We start from the raw sequence: 13,142 nt of genomic DNA on the forward strand, positions 1-13,142 counted from the left end.
CTTACCCCTTCATCATATTGACGTCTTCAACCGCGATGGTGCCGCGGTTGCGGAAGAAGCAGACCAGAATGGCCAGCCCGATCGCCGCCTCGGCCGCTGCGACGGTCAAAACGAACAGCGTAAACACCTGCCCGACCAGATCGCCGAGAAAGCTGGAAAACGCCACGAGGTTGATATTCACCGCCAGCAGCATCAGTTCGATGCTCATCAGCAGGATGATGACGTTCTTGCGGTTCAGGAAGAGACCGAAGATGCCGATGACGAACAGCGTCGCCGCGACCGTAAGATAGTGTTCAAGTCCGATCATCGTCTCAAAGTCCCTGCCCCGGTTTCACGTCCTTCAGCTCCATCGCCTTGGCCGGATCACGCATCATCTGGCCGACGATGTCCTGACGTTTGATGTCCTGACGGTGGCGTAGCGTCAGAACGATTGCGCCGATCATGGCCACCAGCAGGATCAGACCCGCAAGCTGAAACAGAAGGAAGTATTGATCGTAAAGAATGACACCCAGCGCCTCAGTGTTGTGGCGGTCAGCCGGGGTTGGCTGAGCCAGATTGGCCGCCGCGCCCTGCGCGCTGTCCCATGCGCCAAAGGCCATGACAAACTGCATCAGGATGACCAGACCGATCAGCAGGGCCAGCGGCATATAGCGCGCCATCTCAGCCTTTAGCTCGGCAAAGTCGACATCCAGCATCATCACAACGAAGAGGAACAGAACCGCGACCGCGCCCACGTAGACGATGATCAGCAGCATGGCCACGAACTCCGCCCCCAGCAGCACGAACAACCCCGCCGCGGACAGGAAGGCCAGGATCAGCCACAGCACCGAGTGCACCGGCTGACGGCTGATCACCGTAAACAGCCCGCCGGTGATGGCGCTGATGGCAAACAGATAGAAGGCAAAGACGGTCATTGATCCTCATCCTCGTTATCGCCCATGACCTCTTGCGCCAGATCCAGCGCACGGGTCATGGCCGGGATGCCGGCAAAGACCGACATCTGACCGATCGTTTCCACGATCTCTTGTTTCTTGGCGCCAGCTTCCAACGCGTGGCGCACAGTCTGACGCACTGCCGAGTCCGCTTGCGCGCCCTGACAAGTCAGCCCGGCCAGAGTCAGCAAAAGCCGGGTCTTGGCATCGAGTCCATCTTTGTTGACGGTGTTGCCAAACATCATCTCCATGACTTCTTTCGGCATGGTCGGCCACAGCGCCTCGAACCCTTTGGGCGAGAAATTCTCCATCGCCGGATTCATCGCCTTGGCCATATCCTGAGCCTGCTTCATCATCGCAGCGAAGGGGTTGTTGTCATCGGTCATCACAGCTTCTTCTCCAGACCGTCGATACGGTCAGTCAACGCCTCGAGGCTGTCGACAACAAAGTACCGCATATTCGTGATATCCTTGTGGATCAGGTTCATCTTGCGCACGAGATGGCGCAGAACTTCGACCTGAGCGTCCCCAGCGCCGCCGTCCGCGATACGCTCGATCTCGGACATCATGTCGTCGTAGACCTGCTCAACCTGGGTACGCAAAGCAATCTCAGGATCGGCATCAGGTCCATCTGGATCGAAATCCGGATTCAGATTGTTAGCCTCGGCAGCTGCATTCAGTCGCGATGTGAGATCGGCGATACTGTCCCGCCAAGTATCGGCTTCGTCAGTCTCGCCCCACAATTCCACCAGTTCAGACTCGTCCGCCGTCACCCGCCTGACTGCTGCAAGCGCCATACCAACGGTGTCTTCATAAAAATTAAACGAAGCAGCGAGATCAAAGGGTGCTGCCGTTCCATTCTTTGGATGCCCAAGCGCCGAGGCCACGATTTCGGCCCCCGCCACTGCTGCTGACGCCTCATCAGCGTCCAAGTATTCGTTACCCATCGCAAAGACGTTTCCAAAGAGCTCACGCACGGCCTCGGCCTGATCAGCAGGCTGGTCCAAACCACGGATCTGATCCAACAAGTCCGACGCGGTGTCGTTCTCAAAGCTATGTGGTCCCCAGGTTCCCATCAGCGATACGGCGCGTCCATTTCCAGATTGCGGGCGATCTCGGCTTCCCAGCGTTCGCCGTTGTCGAGCAGTTTTTCCTTGTCGTAGAACAGCTCTTCGCGGGTCTCGGTGGCGAATTCAAAATTCGGGCCTTCTACAATGGCATCGACCGGGCAAGCCTCCTGGCAGAAGCCGCAATAGATGCATTTGGTCATGTCGATGTCATAGCGCGTGGTGCGGCGAGAGCCGTCCTCGCGTGGTTCGGCGTCGATGGTGATGGCTTGTGCCGGGCAGACCGCCTCGCACAGTTTGCAGGCGATGCAGCGTTCTTCACCATTCGGATAGCGGCGCAGGGCGTGTTCCCCCCGGAAACGCGGCGACAGAGGGCCTTTTTCGTGCGGGTAGTTCACGGTGGCTTTGGGGGCAAAGAAATACTTCAGTCCCAGCTTCATGCCGACCCAGAAGTCCTGCAGCAGAAAGTACTTGGCAGCGCGGGTATAGTCGATTTGGGTCATATCAGCCTCCTACGCTCCAACGGGCGAACGCGCCCCAGAACCAGTCGAATTTCGCCGCAAAGGCCACGAAGACCACCCAGGCCAGCGAGAATGGCAGGAACACTTTCCAACCCAGTCGCATCAGCTGGTCATAGCGGTAGCGGGGTGTGATCGCCTTGACCATCGCGAAGAGGAAGAAGAAGAACGCCATCTTCGCAACCATCCACAGCACGCCATCAGGCAGGCCCGGGATCGGCGACAGCCAGCCGCCGAAGAACAGCAGCGTGGTGAGTGCGCACATCAGGAAGATCGCGATGTATTCACCGGCCATGAACAGCAGGAAGGGTGTGGCCGAATATTCAACCTGATAACCGGCAACCAATTCCGATTCCGCTTCCGGAAGGTCAAAAGGCGGTCGGTTGGTCTCGGCCAATGCCGAAATGAAGAACAGGAAGACCATCGGGAAGTGCGGCAGCCAATACCAGCTGAAGAAGCCAAAGCGGCCGTCTTGCGCTTCGACGATATGACCGAAATTCATCGATCCGGTCGAGATGATAACGCCGATGATGATCAGGCCAATCGAAACCTCGTAAGAGATCATCTGCGCGGCAGAGCGCAGTGAACCGAGGAACGGGTACTTTGAGTTCGACGCCCAACCACCCATAATCACGCCATAAACTTCCAGCGACGATACAGCGAAGACATAAAGAATGGCGACGTTGATATCTGACAGCACCCAGCCGTCATTGAATGGGATGACAGCCCAGGCAATCATCGCCAGAACGAAGGATGTCAGCGGTGCAAGGATGAAAACCGTTCGGTCAGCACCCGCAGGAATGACGACCTCTTTGACCACATATTTCAGCGCGTCAGCCACCGATTGAAGCAGGCCGTAGACGCCCACAACGTTCGGGCCCCGGCGCATCTGAACCGCCGCCCAGATCTTGCGGTCGCCGTAAACAAGGAACAACAGCGAGATCATCACGAACGCAACAACTGCAAGCACTTGCGCCAGAATGATGAGGGCTATTCCGCCCGGGGTGTTAAAGAAGTCAGCCATTGGTCCTCACACCGTGGGTCGTCGGGATTGCGCGGGCGCGCGATATTGAAACGGGTCGCATCATTCTGCTGCGATCCTGTCGGTTTTAAGTGCCTGAGCTTGCGCCGATAGTTCTGCCATCAATTGAGAGGCGCGTGCTATCGGGTTGGTCAGATAGAAGTCTTTGATCGCATTTCGGAACGTTGCCTTGCCCAGTGATCCGGCCTCGAGCGGTTGCACCTCGTTCTCGATCACTTCGTCGATACGCGCCAAATGGGGCACGGCCTCGATCAGAGCGCTACGCAGCTGCGCCAGCGAGTCGAAGGGTAATGTCGCCCCCAGTTCGGCGGACAAGGCCCGCAGGATAGCCCAGTTTTCCTTGGCCTCACCCGGTGCGAACCCAGCGCGCATAGCCAGCTGCGGACGCCCTTCGGTGTTCACGAAAAGACCGTTCTCTTCCGTATAGGCAGCAGCAGGCAGGATTACATCAGCGCGGTGCGCACCGCGATCACCGTGGCTGCCTTGATAGATCACAAAGGCACCGTCGCCGATTTCGACTTCGTCCGCGCCCAGGTTATAGATCACATCCGCAGAGCTGATCGCCTCCATACCGCTTGCATTGGTGGCATCAACATCCATCGCACCAACGCGAGCAGCGGCTGTATGCAGAACGATCAGGCCGCTTTCTGTATTTGCAGCGATGGTTTGCGCAGCAGCCAGAACAGCTGCGCCATCAGCTTCTTGCAATGCACCTTGACCCACAACGACCAGCGAGGATTTTCCCTTGATCTGGTCATCACCGTCCATGTCGACCACTTTCTGCAGGGCAGCGCGGTCATCGCCAACATGATGGTAATCGTAGGTCAGATCGACAGCCGGACCGACTAAAGCAATGTCAGCACCATGGGCCCATGCTTTGCGGATGCGTGCGTTCAGAACCGGTGCCTCATCTCTCGGGTTGGTCCCGATCAACAGGATACGCTCAGCAGTATCTATGTCTTCGATGGCGGCGGTGCCGGCATAGGCGCCCCGGTTGCTTGCGGGCAGTTTAGCTCCGTCAGTGCGGCATTCAACTACGCCACCCTGCCCTTCGATCATCTGTTTCAGCGCAAAGATAGCTTCGACCGGAGCCAGATCACCAACAATCCCCGCAGGCTTCTCAGCCCCTTTTAGTGCGTCAGCTGCTTTGTTCAACGCTTCGGGCCAAGTGGCCGGGCGCAACTTGCCGTTCTCTCGCACGTAAGGACGGTCCAACCGCTGACGCCGCAAACCATCCCAGACAAAACGGGTTTTATCGCTGATCCACTCTTCATTCACGCCGTCGTGGTTGCGCGGCAGAAAGCGCATCACTTCACGACCCTTGGTATCTACACGGATATTCGAGCCCAAAGCATCCATCACATCGATGGATTCGGTTTTGGTCAGCTCCCACGGACGTGCAGTGAAGGCATAGGGTTTCGACGTCAGTGCGCCAACTGGACACAGATCAATGATATTGCCCTGCAAATTCGATTGCAGCGTCTCGTTGAGATACGAGGTGATCTCAGCATCTTCTCCACGCCCGGTCTGACCCATCTGCGTGATCCCGGCCACCTCGGTCGTGAACCGTACACAGCGGGTACAACTGATGCAGCGGGTCATCGCGGTGCCAACAAGCGGTCCTAAATCCAGATCATCAACCGCGCGCTTTGCTTCTTTGAAACGCGACCCCGACACACCATAAGCCATGGCCTGATCCTGCAGGTCGCATTCGCCCCCTTGATCGCAGATCGGACAGTCGAGCGGGTGGTTGATGAGCAGAAACTCCATCACACCCTCACGAGCCTTTTTGACCATGGGAGAGTTTGTCTTGACCACCGGCGCCTGCCCCTCAGGCCCCGGACGCAAATCACGCACCTGCATCGCGCAAGACGCTGCAGGCTTGGGCGGGCCGCCAACGACCTCCACCAGACACATCCGGCAGTTACCGGCAATCGACAGGCGTTCGTGGTAGCAAAAGCGCGGCACTTCAACCCCGGCCTGTTCACAGGCCTGGATCAGGGTCATTGCGCCGTCGACTTCGATTTCCTGCCCGTCGATATTGATCTTGCGGAGGTCAGACATGGTCTAGTTCGCCCTCAAATAAACGCCAATGGCGCTGTTTCTTTCGATTTCCGCGCGTCCCAAAGTACAGAAGGTTTCGGGATTCTCGTAGGTCACACCATGCTGGGCCAGATACGCCTCGCCCATGGATCGCATACGCGCCTTCTCAGCATCCGAGTCCACATAGGCCCGGATTTCCTTGTCCGAGTATCCCAGCCTGTTGGCTTTGGATTTCAGTCCCCAGATCACACCGATTGCTTTCATCCTGCGCCCGCTGATTGATGGGCAGTACTCAGAAATCTCATTTGCGATCGCGATGTAATAGAGTTCATTGTCGATCTCTTTGACATCACGCAAAGGGGGTTTCGCTTCGGCCGCAACCGGTACCGCCATCAGAGTGGCGAGAGCAATCGTTTTCACAAAAGACATGGTATTTCCTTTCGTCTTGGGTCTTCCAAGACGAAGCACCGAGGCATTGCTATGCAATAACGCCACCAAGGCCATGCGCTGATATGCAATAACTTTGCTCATGGTCTTTGGCAGGTACCTGCAAATGTCAGCTTGTCATTGTCGATACGCAGGTTCTGGGGTTCAGTCTCCGGCCCCACTTTCCACACGATTTTGGACGTGCCAAAGTTCTGAATGCAGAACCGGGTGCCCTCATACCGCCCCGCCTCACGCGCTCCATCCAGAGACGCCGAAACGCCGTTGATCGTGACAGTAAAATCGGCGCGCGAGACTTTCTTATCTACATAGCTGGCTTTGGCGCGGAAGGCCTGCCCATCGAACAGAACCCGTTCGCTCTTCGATTTGCTGCACGAAGCGACCAGCGTTGTCGCCACTAACACCCCAATAACAAGAGTATTTTTATTCATTTCCGTATCCCCAGATACCCTTTAGTAACAGTCAGTCGTTTTGTCCGACCGGTGTTACAACGTATTCTGTCCCAATTCAAAACGAGGCCACCAGTGCCATCACCCCCAACACCATCATGCAAGCCCATCCAATGACATAGAGAACCGATCGTAGCCCGCTGTGCGGTTTGCCGACCCCACGAATATGGACGATCAACATCACCACTCGGGCAACCAACGCTATAGAAGCAAGCAGGTTCACCCAGAACGGGCTAGCCCCCAGTAAAATCGCGGCCACAGTGACGGTCAGAAACGCTGGCAGGGTTTCAGTTCCGTTAAGATAAGCGCGGTTTAGGCGATAAGCCTTTTCCGAATAGTCCTGATCAGGCGTCGCACCTGGGGCCAGACCTTTACTGGCCTTCGCAAGTGCCGAGAAAGGCGACAGAAACAACACGATCAGGGTAAAAATCACCAGCGAGGCGATTGCATGGGAATATTCGGCGAACAACTCCATTGGACTTACTCCGCTGCCATCGCACCCATGCGGCCCGATTTCTGAGCCTTGATGCGGTCCTCGATCTCTTCCCGGAAATTGCGGATCAGGCCTTGGATCGGCCAGGCCGCAGCATCGCCCAGGGCACAGATTGTGTGGCCTTCGACCTGCTTGGTCACATCGAACAACATGTCGATCTCTTCAAGTTCGGCCTCACCACGCACCAGGCGGTCCATCACGCGCATCATCCAACCAGTACCTTCGCGGCATGGCGTACACTGGCCACAGCTTTCGTGTTTGTAGAATTTCGACAGCCGCCAGATCGCTTTGATGATGTCGGTGGACTTGTCCATCACGATCACCGCAGCTGTTCCAAGACCCGATCCCAGGTCATTGCGCAGATGGTCGAAATCCATGATTGCGTCTCGCATATCTTCGCCACGCACGCATGGCACGGACGAGCCTCCGGGGATCACAGCCAGCAGGTTGTCCCAACCACCGCGAATGCCGCCGCAATGGGTTTCGATCAGCTGCTCGAACGGGATCGACATCGCCTCTTCCACCACGCACGGGTTATTCACGTGGCCTGAGATGGCAAACAGCTTAGTTCCCGCGTTGTTCTGACGACCAAAGCCTGCGAACCAGTCGGCGCCCCGGCGCAGGATGGTCGGTACAACCGCAATGGACTCCACATTGTTGACAGTGGTCGGACAGCCGTAAAGCCCCGCACCAGCCGGGAACGGAGGTTTCATCCTCGGCATACCCTTTTTGCCCTCAAGGCTTTCAATCAACGCGGTTTCCTCACCGCAGATGTAAGCCCCTGCGCCGTGATGCAGAAACAGATCGAAATCCCAGCCCGAACCAGCGGCATTCTTGCCGAGCAGACCGGCATCATAGGCCTCATCAATCGCGGCCTGCAGCGCTTCACGCTCGCGGATATATTCGCCGCGCAGGTAAATGTAGCAAGTATGCGCGTTCATCGCGAAAGACGCGATCAGGCAGCCCTCGATAAGCGTGTGCGGATCATGGCGCATGATCTCGCGGTCCTTGCAGGTGCCCGGTTCAGATTCGTCCGCGTTCACCACCAGATAAGCCGGACGCCCGTCGCTTTCTTTGGGCATGAATGACCATTTCAGACCGGTGGGGAAGCCCGCGCCGCCACGCCCGCGCAGGCCCGAGTCCTTCATCGTCTGGATAATCCAGTCACGCCCGTTGCCGATCAGGCCAGCCGTGCCGTCCCAATGCCCCCGGGCTTGCGCGCCTTTAAGCGTACGCTCATGCATCCCGTAGATGTTGGTAAAGATCCGGTCCTGATCCTTCAGCATCGTTAGCTTACCTTTGGCTATCCTGACGCATGCGCCAGAGTTGAAAAATGTTGACGCCCGCATAAACGAAACCACCCAGAGCGGCGAAATCGAACAGCAGCGCATATCGCCCCGGCAGTCCCAGTGCAGGGCCGATGAACAACGACATCGCAAGCCAGGCCAGCATGGTGATAGCGATCACCACCCCGATATGGCGCCCTTTGCGGGCCATGGCCTGTTCTTTGTCTTGGTCCATCTCGTCTGTGTGCCCCTTCAGGCGTACTCATTCCTGTTTGACCTACTCGTCGTAGGTACCGTCTTCCTTAGCGCGCTTGGCGAACTCGGTTTCTTCACCTGCCGCCAGTTTGGCGGCTTGTTCAATCCAGCCGTCTCGCTCAATACGACCCTTGAACTTCAGGCGCGCATCGACCCAAGCCACCTGCAATGGTGTCCAGGCAGCAACCTGATCAAAGTGGTAGAAACCCAACTCGTTGAGTGTCTGTTCCAGCTTGGGCCCGACACCTTTCAGCAGCTTTAGGTCATCAGGCTTGCCATCCCGCGCCCCTGACAACAGTTCGGGCGCATCTTCCTCGACCTTGGCTTCAGATTTGGCTTTCTTTGCCTCTTCGGCCTGTTTTACCGCAGGCTTCGGAGTTTCTGGCGCTTTCGGAGGTTTTGCCGCAGCACTCGCGCCGGCTTGTTTGCCATCTTTATCCAGCCAAGGGGTCAGGATCGGAACTTCCGTTCCGTCGATGCGCTTGACCGTGTCGTGCAAATCAGTCGCCAGCTCTACGCTTGCATTATAACGCGGTTTGCCAGCGTCATGTTCAACAAGGCTGGTCAGACCCTTCAGCGGCTCCGCTGCATATCGACCGTTTTGTGGCCCCGGAACCGGAACCTTCCCAGATGTCAGATCATCGAGGATTTTACCAAAACTCTCGGCAGTCAGGTCCTCGTAATAGTCCTTACCGATCTGTGCCATCGGTGCGTTGGTGCAGGAGCCCAGACATTCAACTTCTTCCCAGCTCAGCTTGCCATCAGCGGACAGTTCATGCGGTTTGGACGCGATCTTTTCCTTGCAGACCGCGATCAGATCCTCTGCCCCGCAAATCATGCAGGAGGTCGTGCCGCAGACCTGAATATGTGCCACCGAACCAACCGGTTGCAGCTGGAACATGAAGTAGAAAGACGCAACCTCAAGCACCCGGATGTAGGCCATTCCCAGCATGTCGGCGACAGATTCAATCGCCGGGCGGCTCAGCCAACCCTCTTGTTCCTGAGCACGCCAGAGCAACGGGATGACCGCACTGGCCTGACGACCTTCAGGATACTTGGTAATCTGCGCTTCGGCCCATTGCTGGTTGGCAGCGGTAAAGGCAAAGTTCTCAGGTTGTTCGGGATGCAGACGGCGGAGCATTAGCCTTTGTTCTCCTGCACTGGATTCGGCTGATATTGACCTTCCGGCACAACCCCATCGTACGTGCCATTTACCAAAGGCAGGCAAAGAAAGGAATTGTTCCAAGGCCCAGAAAGGTACACTGGATTGCTTGTTTCAGCTTCAGTTACGTTTAGAAGCCCAACCTGACAAAACGCTGCAGTTTGCTCTTTTTGTACGATAACCAGTAACTCGAAGCCGTTACTTCTCGGCGCACCCACAGTGGAGACAATCTGGAAACCGTTGGCCAGAAAATCGTTTAGGTTACCTTGTGGTGCAGGCTCAGCTGAAAGCCCCGCTCCACAAGCCGCAAAAACAGCTACAGACGAAAAAAATCGTAACCGTCTGCTCACCGATCAATCTCCCCAAACACGACATCCATCGTGCCAATAATGGCGGCGACGTCGGCCAGTTGGTGACCTTTCGCAACGTGGTCCATGGCTTGCAGGTGCAGGAACCCCGGCGCGCGCAGTTTGGCGCGGTAGGGTTTGTTCGTACCGTCGGCGACCAGATAAACGCCGAACTCGCCCTTGGGGGCTTCTACTGCGGCGTAGACTTCGCCCGCGGGGACGTGGAAGCCTTCGGTATAAAGCTTGAAGTGATGGATCAGGCTCTCCATCGAGGTCTTCATGTCCGAGCGTTTCGGCGGGGTGATCTTGCCACGAGCCAGAACGTCTCCGGGGCACTCGCGGATTTTGGCGATGGCCTGACGGATGATCAGCAACGACTGTCGCATCTCTTCCATCCGCACCAGATAGCGATCATAGCAGTCGCCATTCTTCCCGACGGGAATCTGGAACTCGAACTCATCATAGCATTCATAGGGCTGCGCACGACGCAAGTCCCAGGCCAAGCCCGAACCGCGAACCATGACGCCTGAGAAACCGTATTTCTGAATGTCATCCTCGGTCACGATGCCGATATCGGCGTTGCGCTGTTTGAAGATACGGTTTTCGGTCAGCAGCCCGTCGATGTCATCCATCACAGCGGGGAACTCGTGGCTCCATGCTTCGATATCGTCCAGCAATTCCGGCGGCAGGTCCTGATGCACGCCACCGGGGCGGAAGTAAGCTGCGTGCAGGCGGGCACCACATGCGCGCTCATAAAACACCATCAGCTTTTCGCGTTCTTCAAAGCCCCACAGAGGCGGCGTCAGTGCACCAACGTCCATCGCCTGCGTGGTCACGTTCAGCAAGTGGTTCAGAATGCGGCCGATCTCGGAATACAGAACCCGGATCAGCGAGGCGCGCCGGGGCACTTCCACGCCCGTCAGCTTTTCAATGGCCAGACACCAGGCATGTTCCTGATTCATCGGCGCAACGTAGTCGAGACGGTCGAAGTACGGCAGATTCTGCAGATACGTCCGGCTTTCCATCAGCTTTTCGGTGCCACGGTGCAGCAGACCGATATGCGGATCGCAGCGTTCGACGATCTCACCGTCCAGCTCAAGCACAAGACGCAGAACTCCGTGCGCCGCAGGGTGTTGCGGGCCGAAGTTGATGTTAAAATTGCGGATCTTCTGTTCTCCGCTCAGCGCATCCGTGCTGCCGTCATCGTATCTTGAGCCGTCCATCAACGCCCCCGTTTCTTTTTTGCTTCGGCCCGCACGCGAACCTTTTCGGCCTCAGCAGCCTTAGCTGCCGCCCCAGCCAACAGCACGCCCAGTGCGCCAATTACGATCAGTTCCCCCAGCATCAGCATCTCAGCGGCGCTCCAACTCTTGTAGCTTAAGCCCGACCCACCACAGCAACGCGATCGTGCCAAAGGGAACCAAACAGAGCAGACACCAGTATTTGTTGATCCCAAAGAAAGGCAAAATCTTCACCATCGGAATGATGGTCAGCGCAGACAGGATCAGCCACCAGATACCACCCATTACTCGGTCTCCTGCTTCTCATCCCCTGGTAAAATGTAGTTCGCACCTTCCCAAGGGCTCATGAAATCGAACTGACGGTATTCCTGCACCAGCGATACGGGTTCATAAACCACACGCTTCTGCGCTTCGTCATAGCGAACCTCGGTATAGCCGGTTGTCGGGAAGTCCTTGCGCAAAGGATAACCGCGGAAACCATAGTCCGTCAGGATACGCCGAAGATCCGGATGCCCCGAGAACAAGATGCCGAACATGTCATACACTTCGCGCTCAAACCAGTTGGCCGACGGGTGAACCTCAACAATCGAGGGCAGCATGTCCTCTTCGCGGATGGACACGCGTAGTCGAATCCGCTGGTTCTGGTACATCGACAGGAAGTGATAGACGACATCGAACCGCTTCGGACGCTCAGGGTAATCAACACCGGTGATGTCCACGAGGGTTGAAAACTGGCAGGTACGATCAGCCTTCAGATATTCGACGAATTCTACCAAGTTCGAAGGCGCCACATCAACGTTGAGTTCTCCGTGGGTGACGTCCCATGAAAGAACGCAATCGGCTCGTTTCAATTCCAGCTGCGCGCCAAGTTCTTTGAGTGCTTCACTCATCAGCTTTCTCCTCAGCGCACGATAGTGCCGGTACGGCGGATTTTGCGTTGCAGCTGCATCAGGCCGTACAGCAGCGCCTCGGCAGTTGGAGGACAGCCAGGAACGTAAATGTCGACGGGCACCACGCGATCACAACCGCGCACGACCGAATAGGAGTAGTGATAGTAACCACCGCCATTCGCACAGGATCCCATCGAGATCACATAGCGCGGCTCGGGCATCTGGTCGTAAACTTTGCGCAGCGCCGGTGCCATTTTGTTGGTCAGTGTTCCCGCCACGATCATCACGTCTGACTGACGAGGGGACGCACGTGGAGCGATGCCGAACCGTTCCGCATCATAACGCGGCATCGAGGTGTGCATCATCTCAACCGCGCAACAGGCCAAACCAAATGTCATCCAGTGAAGCGAACCGGTACGCGCCCAGTTGATGATGTCTTCGGACGAGGTCAGCAGAAACCCTTTGTCCTGCAACTCGGCATTCAGGGCCTGGGTGGCGACTTCTTTGTCGGCACCTGCGGTGTTTGCGCCTGTCATCACTCCCATTCCAGGGCCCCCTTCTTCCACTCATAGGCAAAGCCGATGGTCAGCACTGCCAGGAACACCATCATCGACCAGAACCCGACATCGCTGATGTCGCGGAAACCAACTGCCCAAGGGAACAGGAAGGCAATTTCCAGGTCGAAGATGATGAAAAGAATCGAGACCAGATAGAATCGGACGTCGAATTTCATACGCGCGTCATCAAACGCGTTGAAACCACATTCATAGGCGCTGACTTTTTCGGGGTCGGGATTGCGAACGGCAAGCACGACAGCAGCCAAAATAAGGACAAGGCCAAGGCCTACGGCAACGGCCAGAAACACCAGGATCGGGAGATATTCCCGCAACAGGTCTTCCACGAGTAGCTCCTTTCCTGCGCCCCCATCATCTGGATGCGCCGTCAATTGGCGTGTTGACTGGACATTCTGTATC

General features: G+C 56.7%; 20 protein-coding genes. All 20 read right to left on the reverse strand.

The window, feature by feature from the left end:
* Nucleotide 1: 1 nt before the first annotated feature.
* Nucleotides 2-307 carry an NADH-quinone oxidoreductase subunit NuoK gene (gene nuoK, locus ACR0IO_RS02065; RefSeq protein WP_005984024.1) on the reverse strand — a complete coding sequence of 102 codons (306 nt, stop codon included), beginning with the start codon at nt 305-307 and terminating at the stop codon, nt 2-4.
* Between the two features lie 4 nt (nt 308-311).
* Nucleotides 312-914, reverse strand: a complete 603-nt coding sequence (locus tag ACR0IO_RS02070) for an NADH-quinone oxidoreductase subunit J (protein WP_480739101.1) — start codon at nt 912-914, stop codon at nt 312-314.
* The gene (locus ACR0IO_RS02075; protein WP_155147527.1) at nt 911-1,318 is read right to left on the reverse strand and encodes a carboxymuconolactone decarboxylase family protein; all 408 of its coding nucleotides are present in this window, start codon (nt 1,316-1,318) and stop codon (nt 911-913) included. Before ACR0IO_RS02075 ends, ACR0IO_RS02070 begins: the two co-directional genes overlap by 4 nt.
* The gene (locus tag ACR0IO_RS02080; RefSeq protein ID WP_480739104.1) at nt 1,318-2,007 is read right to left on the reverse strand and encodes a DUF4259 domain-containing protein; all 690 of its coding nucleotides are present in this window, start codon (nt 2,005-2,007) and stop codon (nt 1,318-1,320) included. The genes ACR0IO_RS02075 and ACR0IO_RS02080 overlap by 1 nt, the downstream gene beginning before the upstream one ends.
* Nucleotides 2,007-2,501, reverse strand: coding sequence for an NADH-quinone oxidoreductase subunit NuoI (gene nuoI, locus ACR0IO_RS02085; protein ID WP_170331439.1), 495 nt, complete (start codon nt 2,499-2,501; stop codon nt 2,007-2,009). Before nuoI ends, ACR0IO_RS02080 begins: the two co-directional genes overlap by 1 nt.
* A 1-nt stretch (nt 2,502) precedes the next feature.
* Entirely contained in the window at nt 2,503-3,540 is a 1,038-nt protein-coding gene (gene nuoH / locus ACR0IO_RS02090; protein WP_170332697.1) for an NADH-quinone oxidoreductase subunit NuoH, read from the reverse strand.
* Nucleotides 3,541-3,600: 60 nt separating this feature from the next.
* A complete protein-coding gene (gene nuoG / locus ACR0IO_RS02095; protein ID WP_480739107.1) occupies nt 3,601-5,622 on the reverse strand; it encodes an NADH-quinone oxidoreductase subunit NuoG in 2,022 nt (673 codons plus the stop codon).
* A 3-nt stretch (nt 5,623-5,625) separates the two neighbouring features.
* Complete coding sequence (locus tag ACR0IO_RS02100) at nt 5,626-6,030, reverse strand: DUF5333 domain-containing protein (RefSeq protein ID WP_480739109.1); 405 nt, start codon at nt 6,028-6,030, stop codon at nt 5,626-5,628.
* A 98-nt stretch (nt 6,031-6,128) separates the two neighbouring features.
* On the reverse strand, nt 6,129-6,476 hold the full coding sequence (locus ACR0IO_RS02105; protein WP_480739111.1) for a hypothetical protein: 348 nt from the start codon (nt 6,474-6,476) through the stop codon (nt 6,129-6,131).
* Between the two features lie 76 nt (nt 6,477-6,552).
* Entirely contained in the window at nt 6,553-6,969 is a 417-nt protein-coding gene (locus tag ACR0IO_RS02110; RefSeq protein WP_480739114.1) for an MAPEG family protein, read from the reverse strand.
* 5 nt (nt 6,970-6,974) lie between these two features.
* Nucleotides 6,975-8,273 carry an NADH-quinone oxidoreductase subunit NuoF gene (gene nuoF, locus ACR0IO_RS02115; RefSeq protein WP_058279630.1) on the reverse strand — a complete coding sequence of 433 codons (1,299 nt, stop codon included), beginning with the start codon at nt 8,271-8,273 and terminating at the stop codon, nt 6,975-6,977.
* Between the two features lie 7 nt (nt 8,274-8,280).
* Complete coding sequence (locus tag ACR0IO_RS02120; protein ID WP_480739117.1) at nt 8,281-8,508, reverse strand: DUF5337 domain-containing protein; 228 nt, start codon at nt 8,506-8,508, stop codon at nt 8,281-8,283.
* A gap of 42 nt (nt 8,509-8,550) precedes the next feature.
* A complete protein-coding gene (gene nuoE / locus ACR0IO_RS02125) occupies nt 8,551-9,669 on the reverse strand; it encodes an NADH-quinone oxidoreductase subunit NuoE (RefSeq protein WP_480739120.1) in 1,119 nt (372 codons plus the stop codon).
* Nucleotides 9,669-10,040 (reverse strand): hypothetical protein, encoded by a 372-nt coding sequence (locus ACR0IO_RS02130; RefSeq protein ID WP_480739122.1) that lies wholly within the window; start codon nt 10,038-10,040, stop codon nt 9,669-9,671. Before ACR0IO_RS02130 ends, nuoE begins: the two co-directional genes overlap by 1 nt.
* Nucleotides 10,037-11,260: an NADH-quinone oxidoreductase subunit D gene (locus tag ACR0IO_RS02135; protein WP_480739124.1), complete on the reverse strand. Its 1,224-nt coding sequence runs from the start codon at nt 11,258-11,260 to the stop codon at nt 10,037-10,039. The genes ACR0IO_RS02130 and ACR0IO_RS02135 overlap by 4 nt, the downstream gene beginning before the upstream one ends.
* On the reverse strand, nt 11,260-11,382 hold the full coding sequence (locus ACR0IO_RS02140; protein ID WP_256372809.1) for a hypothetical protein: 123 nt from the start codon (nt 11,380-11,382) through the stop codon (nt 11,260-11,262). The genes ACR0IO_RS02135 and ACR0IO_RS02140 overlap by 1 nt, the downstream gene beginning before the upstream one ends.
* Before the next feature lie 7 nt (nt 11,383-11,389).
* Nucleotides 11,390-11,563, reverse strand: coding sequence for a hypothetical protein (locus ACR0IO_RS02145; protein WP_010442775.1), 174 nt, complete (start codon nt 11,561-11,563; stop codon nt 11,390-11,392).
* The gene (locus ACR0IO_RS02150) at nt 11,563-12,168 is read right to left on the reverse strand and encodes an NADH-quinone oxidoreductase subunit C (RefSeq protein ID WP_155147502.1); all 606 of its coding nucleotides are present in this window, start codon (nt 12,166-12,168) and stop codon (nt 11,563-11,565) included. Before ACR0IO_RS02150 ends, ACR0IO_RS02145 begins: the two co-directional genes overlap by 1 nt.
* Nucleotides 12,169-12,179: 11 nt before the next feature.
* Entirely contained in the window at nt 12,180-12,713 is a 534-nt protein-coding gene (locus ACR0IO_RS02155) for a NuoB/complex I 20 kDa subunit family protein (protein ID WP_113824919.1), read from the reverse strand.
* A complete protein-coding gene (locus ACR0IO_RS02160) occupies nt 12,704-13,069 on the reverse strand; it encodes an NADH-quinone oxidoreductase subunit A (RefSeq protein ID WP_170332684.1) in 366 nt (121 codons plus the stop codon). The genes ACR0IO_RS02155 and ACR0IO_RS02160 overlap by 10 nt, the downstream gene beginning before the upstream one ends.
* Nucleotides 13,070-13,142 lie beyond the last annotated feature (73 nt).

Source organism: Ruegeria sp. CE12, assembly GCF_056537525.1.

Excerpts from the sequence above, each read along its gene's own strand:
- nuoK (WP_005984024.1), bottom strand. The coding sequence starts at position 307 with ATGATCGGACTTGAACACTATCTTACGGTCGCGGCGACGCTGTTCGTC.
- ACR0IO_RS02070 (WP_480739101.1), bottom strand. The coding sequence starts at position 914 with ATGACCGTCTTTGCCTTCTATCTGTTTGCCATCAGCGCCATCACCGGC.
- ACR0IO_RS02075 (WP_155147527.1), bottom strand. The coding sequence starts at position 1,318 with ATGACCGATGACAACAACCCCTTCGCTGCGATGATGAAGCAGGCTCAG.
- ACR0IO_RS02080 (WP_480739104.1), bottom strand. The coding sequence starts at position 2,007 with ATGGGAACCTGGGGACCACATAGCTTTGAGAACGACACCGCGTCGGAC.
- nuoI (WP_170331439.1), bottom strand. The coding sequence starts at position 2,501 with ATGACCCAAATCGACTATACCCGCGCTGCCAAGTACTTTCTGCTGCAG.
- nuoH (WP_170332697.1), bottom strand. The coding sequence starts at position 3,540 with ATGGCTGACTTCTTTAACACCCCGGGCGGAATAGCCCTCATCATTCTG.
- nuoG (WP_480739107.1), bottom strand. The coding sequence starts at position 5,622 with ATGTCTGACCTCCGCAAGATCAATATCGACGGGCAGGAAATCGAAGTC.
- ACR0IO_RS02100 (WP_480739109.1), bottom strand. The coding sequence starts at position 6,030 with ATGTCTTTTGTGAAAACGATTGCTCTCGCCACTCTGATGGCGGTACCG.
- ACR0IO_RS02105 (WP_480739111.1), bottom strand. The coding sequence starts at position 6,476 with ATGAATAAAAATACTCTTGTTATTGGGGTGTTAGTGGCGACAACGCTG.
- ACR0IO_RS02110 (WP_480739114.1), bottom strand. The coding sequence starts at position 6,969 with ATGGAGTTGTTCGCCGAATATTCCCATGCAATCGCCTCGCTGGTGATT.
- nuoF (WP_058279630.1), bottom strand. The coding sequence starts at position 8,273 with ATGCTGAAGGATCAGGACCGGATCTTTACCAACATCTACGGGATGCAT.
- ACR0IO_RS02120 (WP_480739117.1), bottom strand. The coding sequence starts at position 8,508 with ATGGACCAAGACAAAGAACAGGCCATGGCCCGCAAAGGGCGCCATATC.
- nuoE (WP_480739120.1), bottom strand. The coding sequence starts at position 9,669 with ATGCTCCGCCGTCTGCATCCCGAACAACCTGAGAACTTTGCCTTTACC.
- ACR0IO_RS02135 (WP_480739124.1), bottom strand. The coding sequence starts at position 11,260 with ATGGACGGCTCAAGATACGATGACGGCAGCACGGATGCGCTGAGCGGA.
- ACR0IO_RS02140 (WP_256372809.1), bottom strand. The coding sequence starts at position 11,382 with ATGCTGGGGGAACTGATCGTAATTGGCGCACTGGGCGTGCTGTTGGCT.
- ACR0IO_RS02145 (WP_010442775.1), bottom strand. The coding sequence starts at position 11,563 with ATGGGTGGTATCTGGTGGCTGATCCTGTCTGCGCTGACCATCATTCCG.
- ACR0IO_RS02150 (WP_155147502.1), bottom strand. The coding sequence starts at position 12,168 with ATGAGTGAAGCACTCAAAGAACTTGGCGCGCAGCTGGAATTGAAACGA.
- ACR0IO_RS02155 (WP_113824919.1), bottom strand. The coding sequence starts at position 12,713 with ATGGGAGTGATGACAGGCGCAAACACCGCAGGTGCCGACAAAGAAGTC.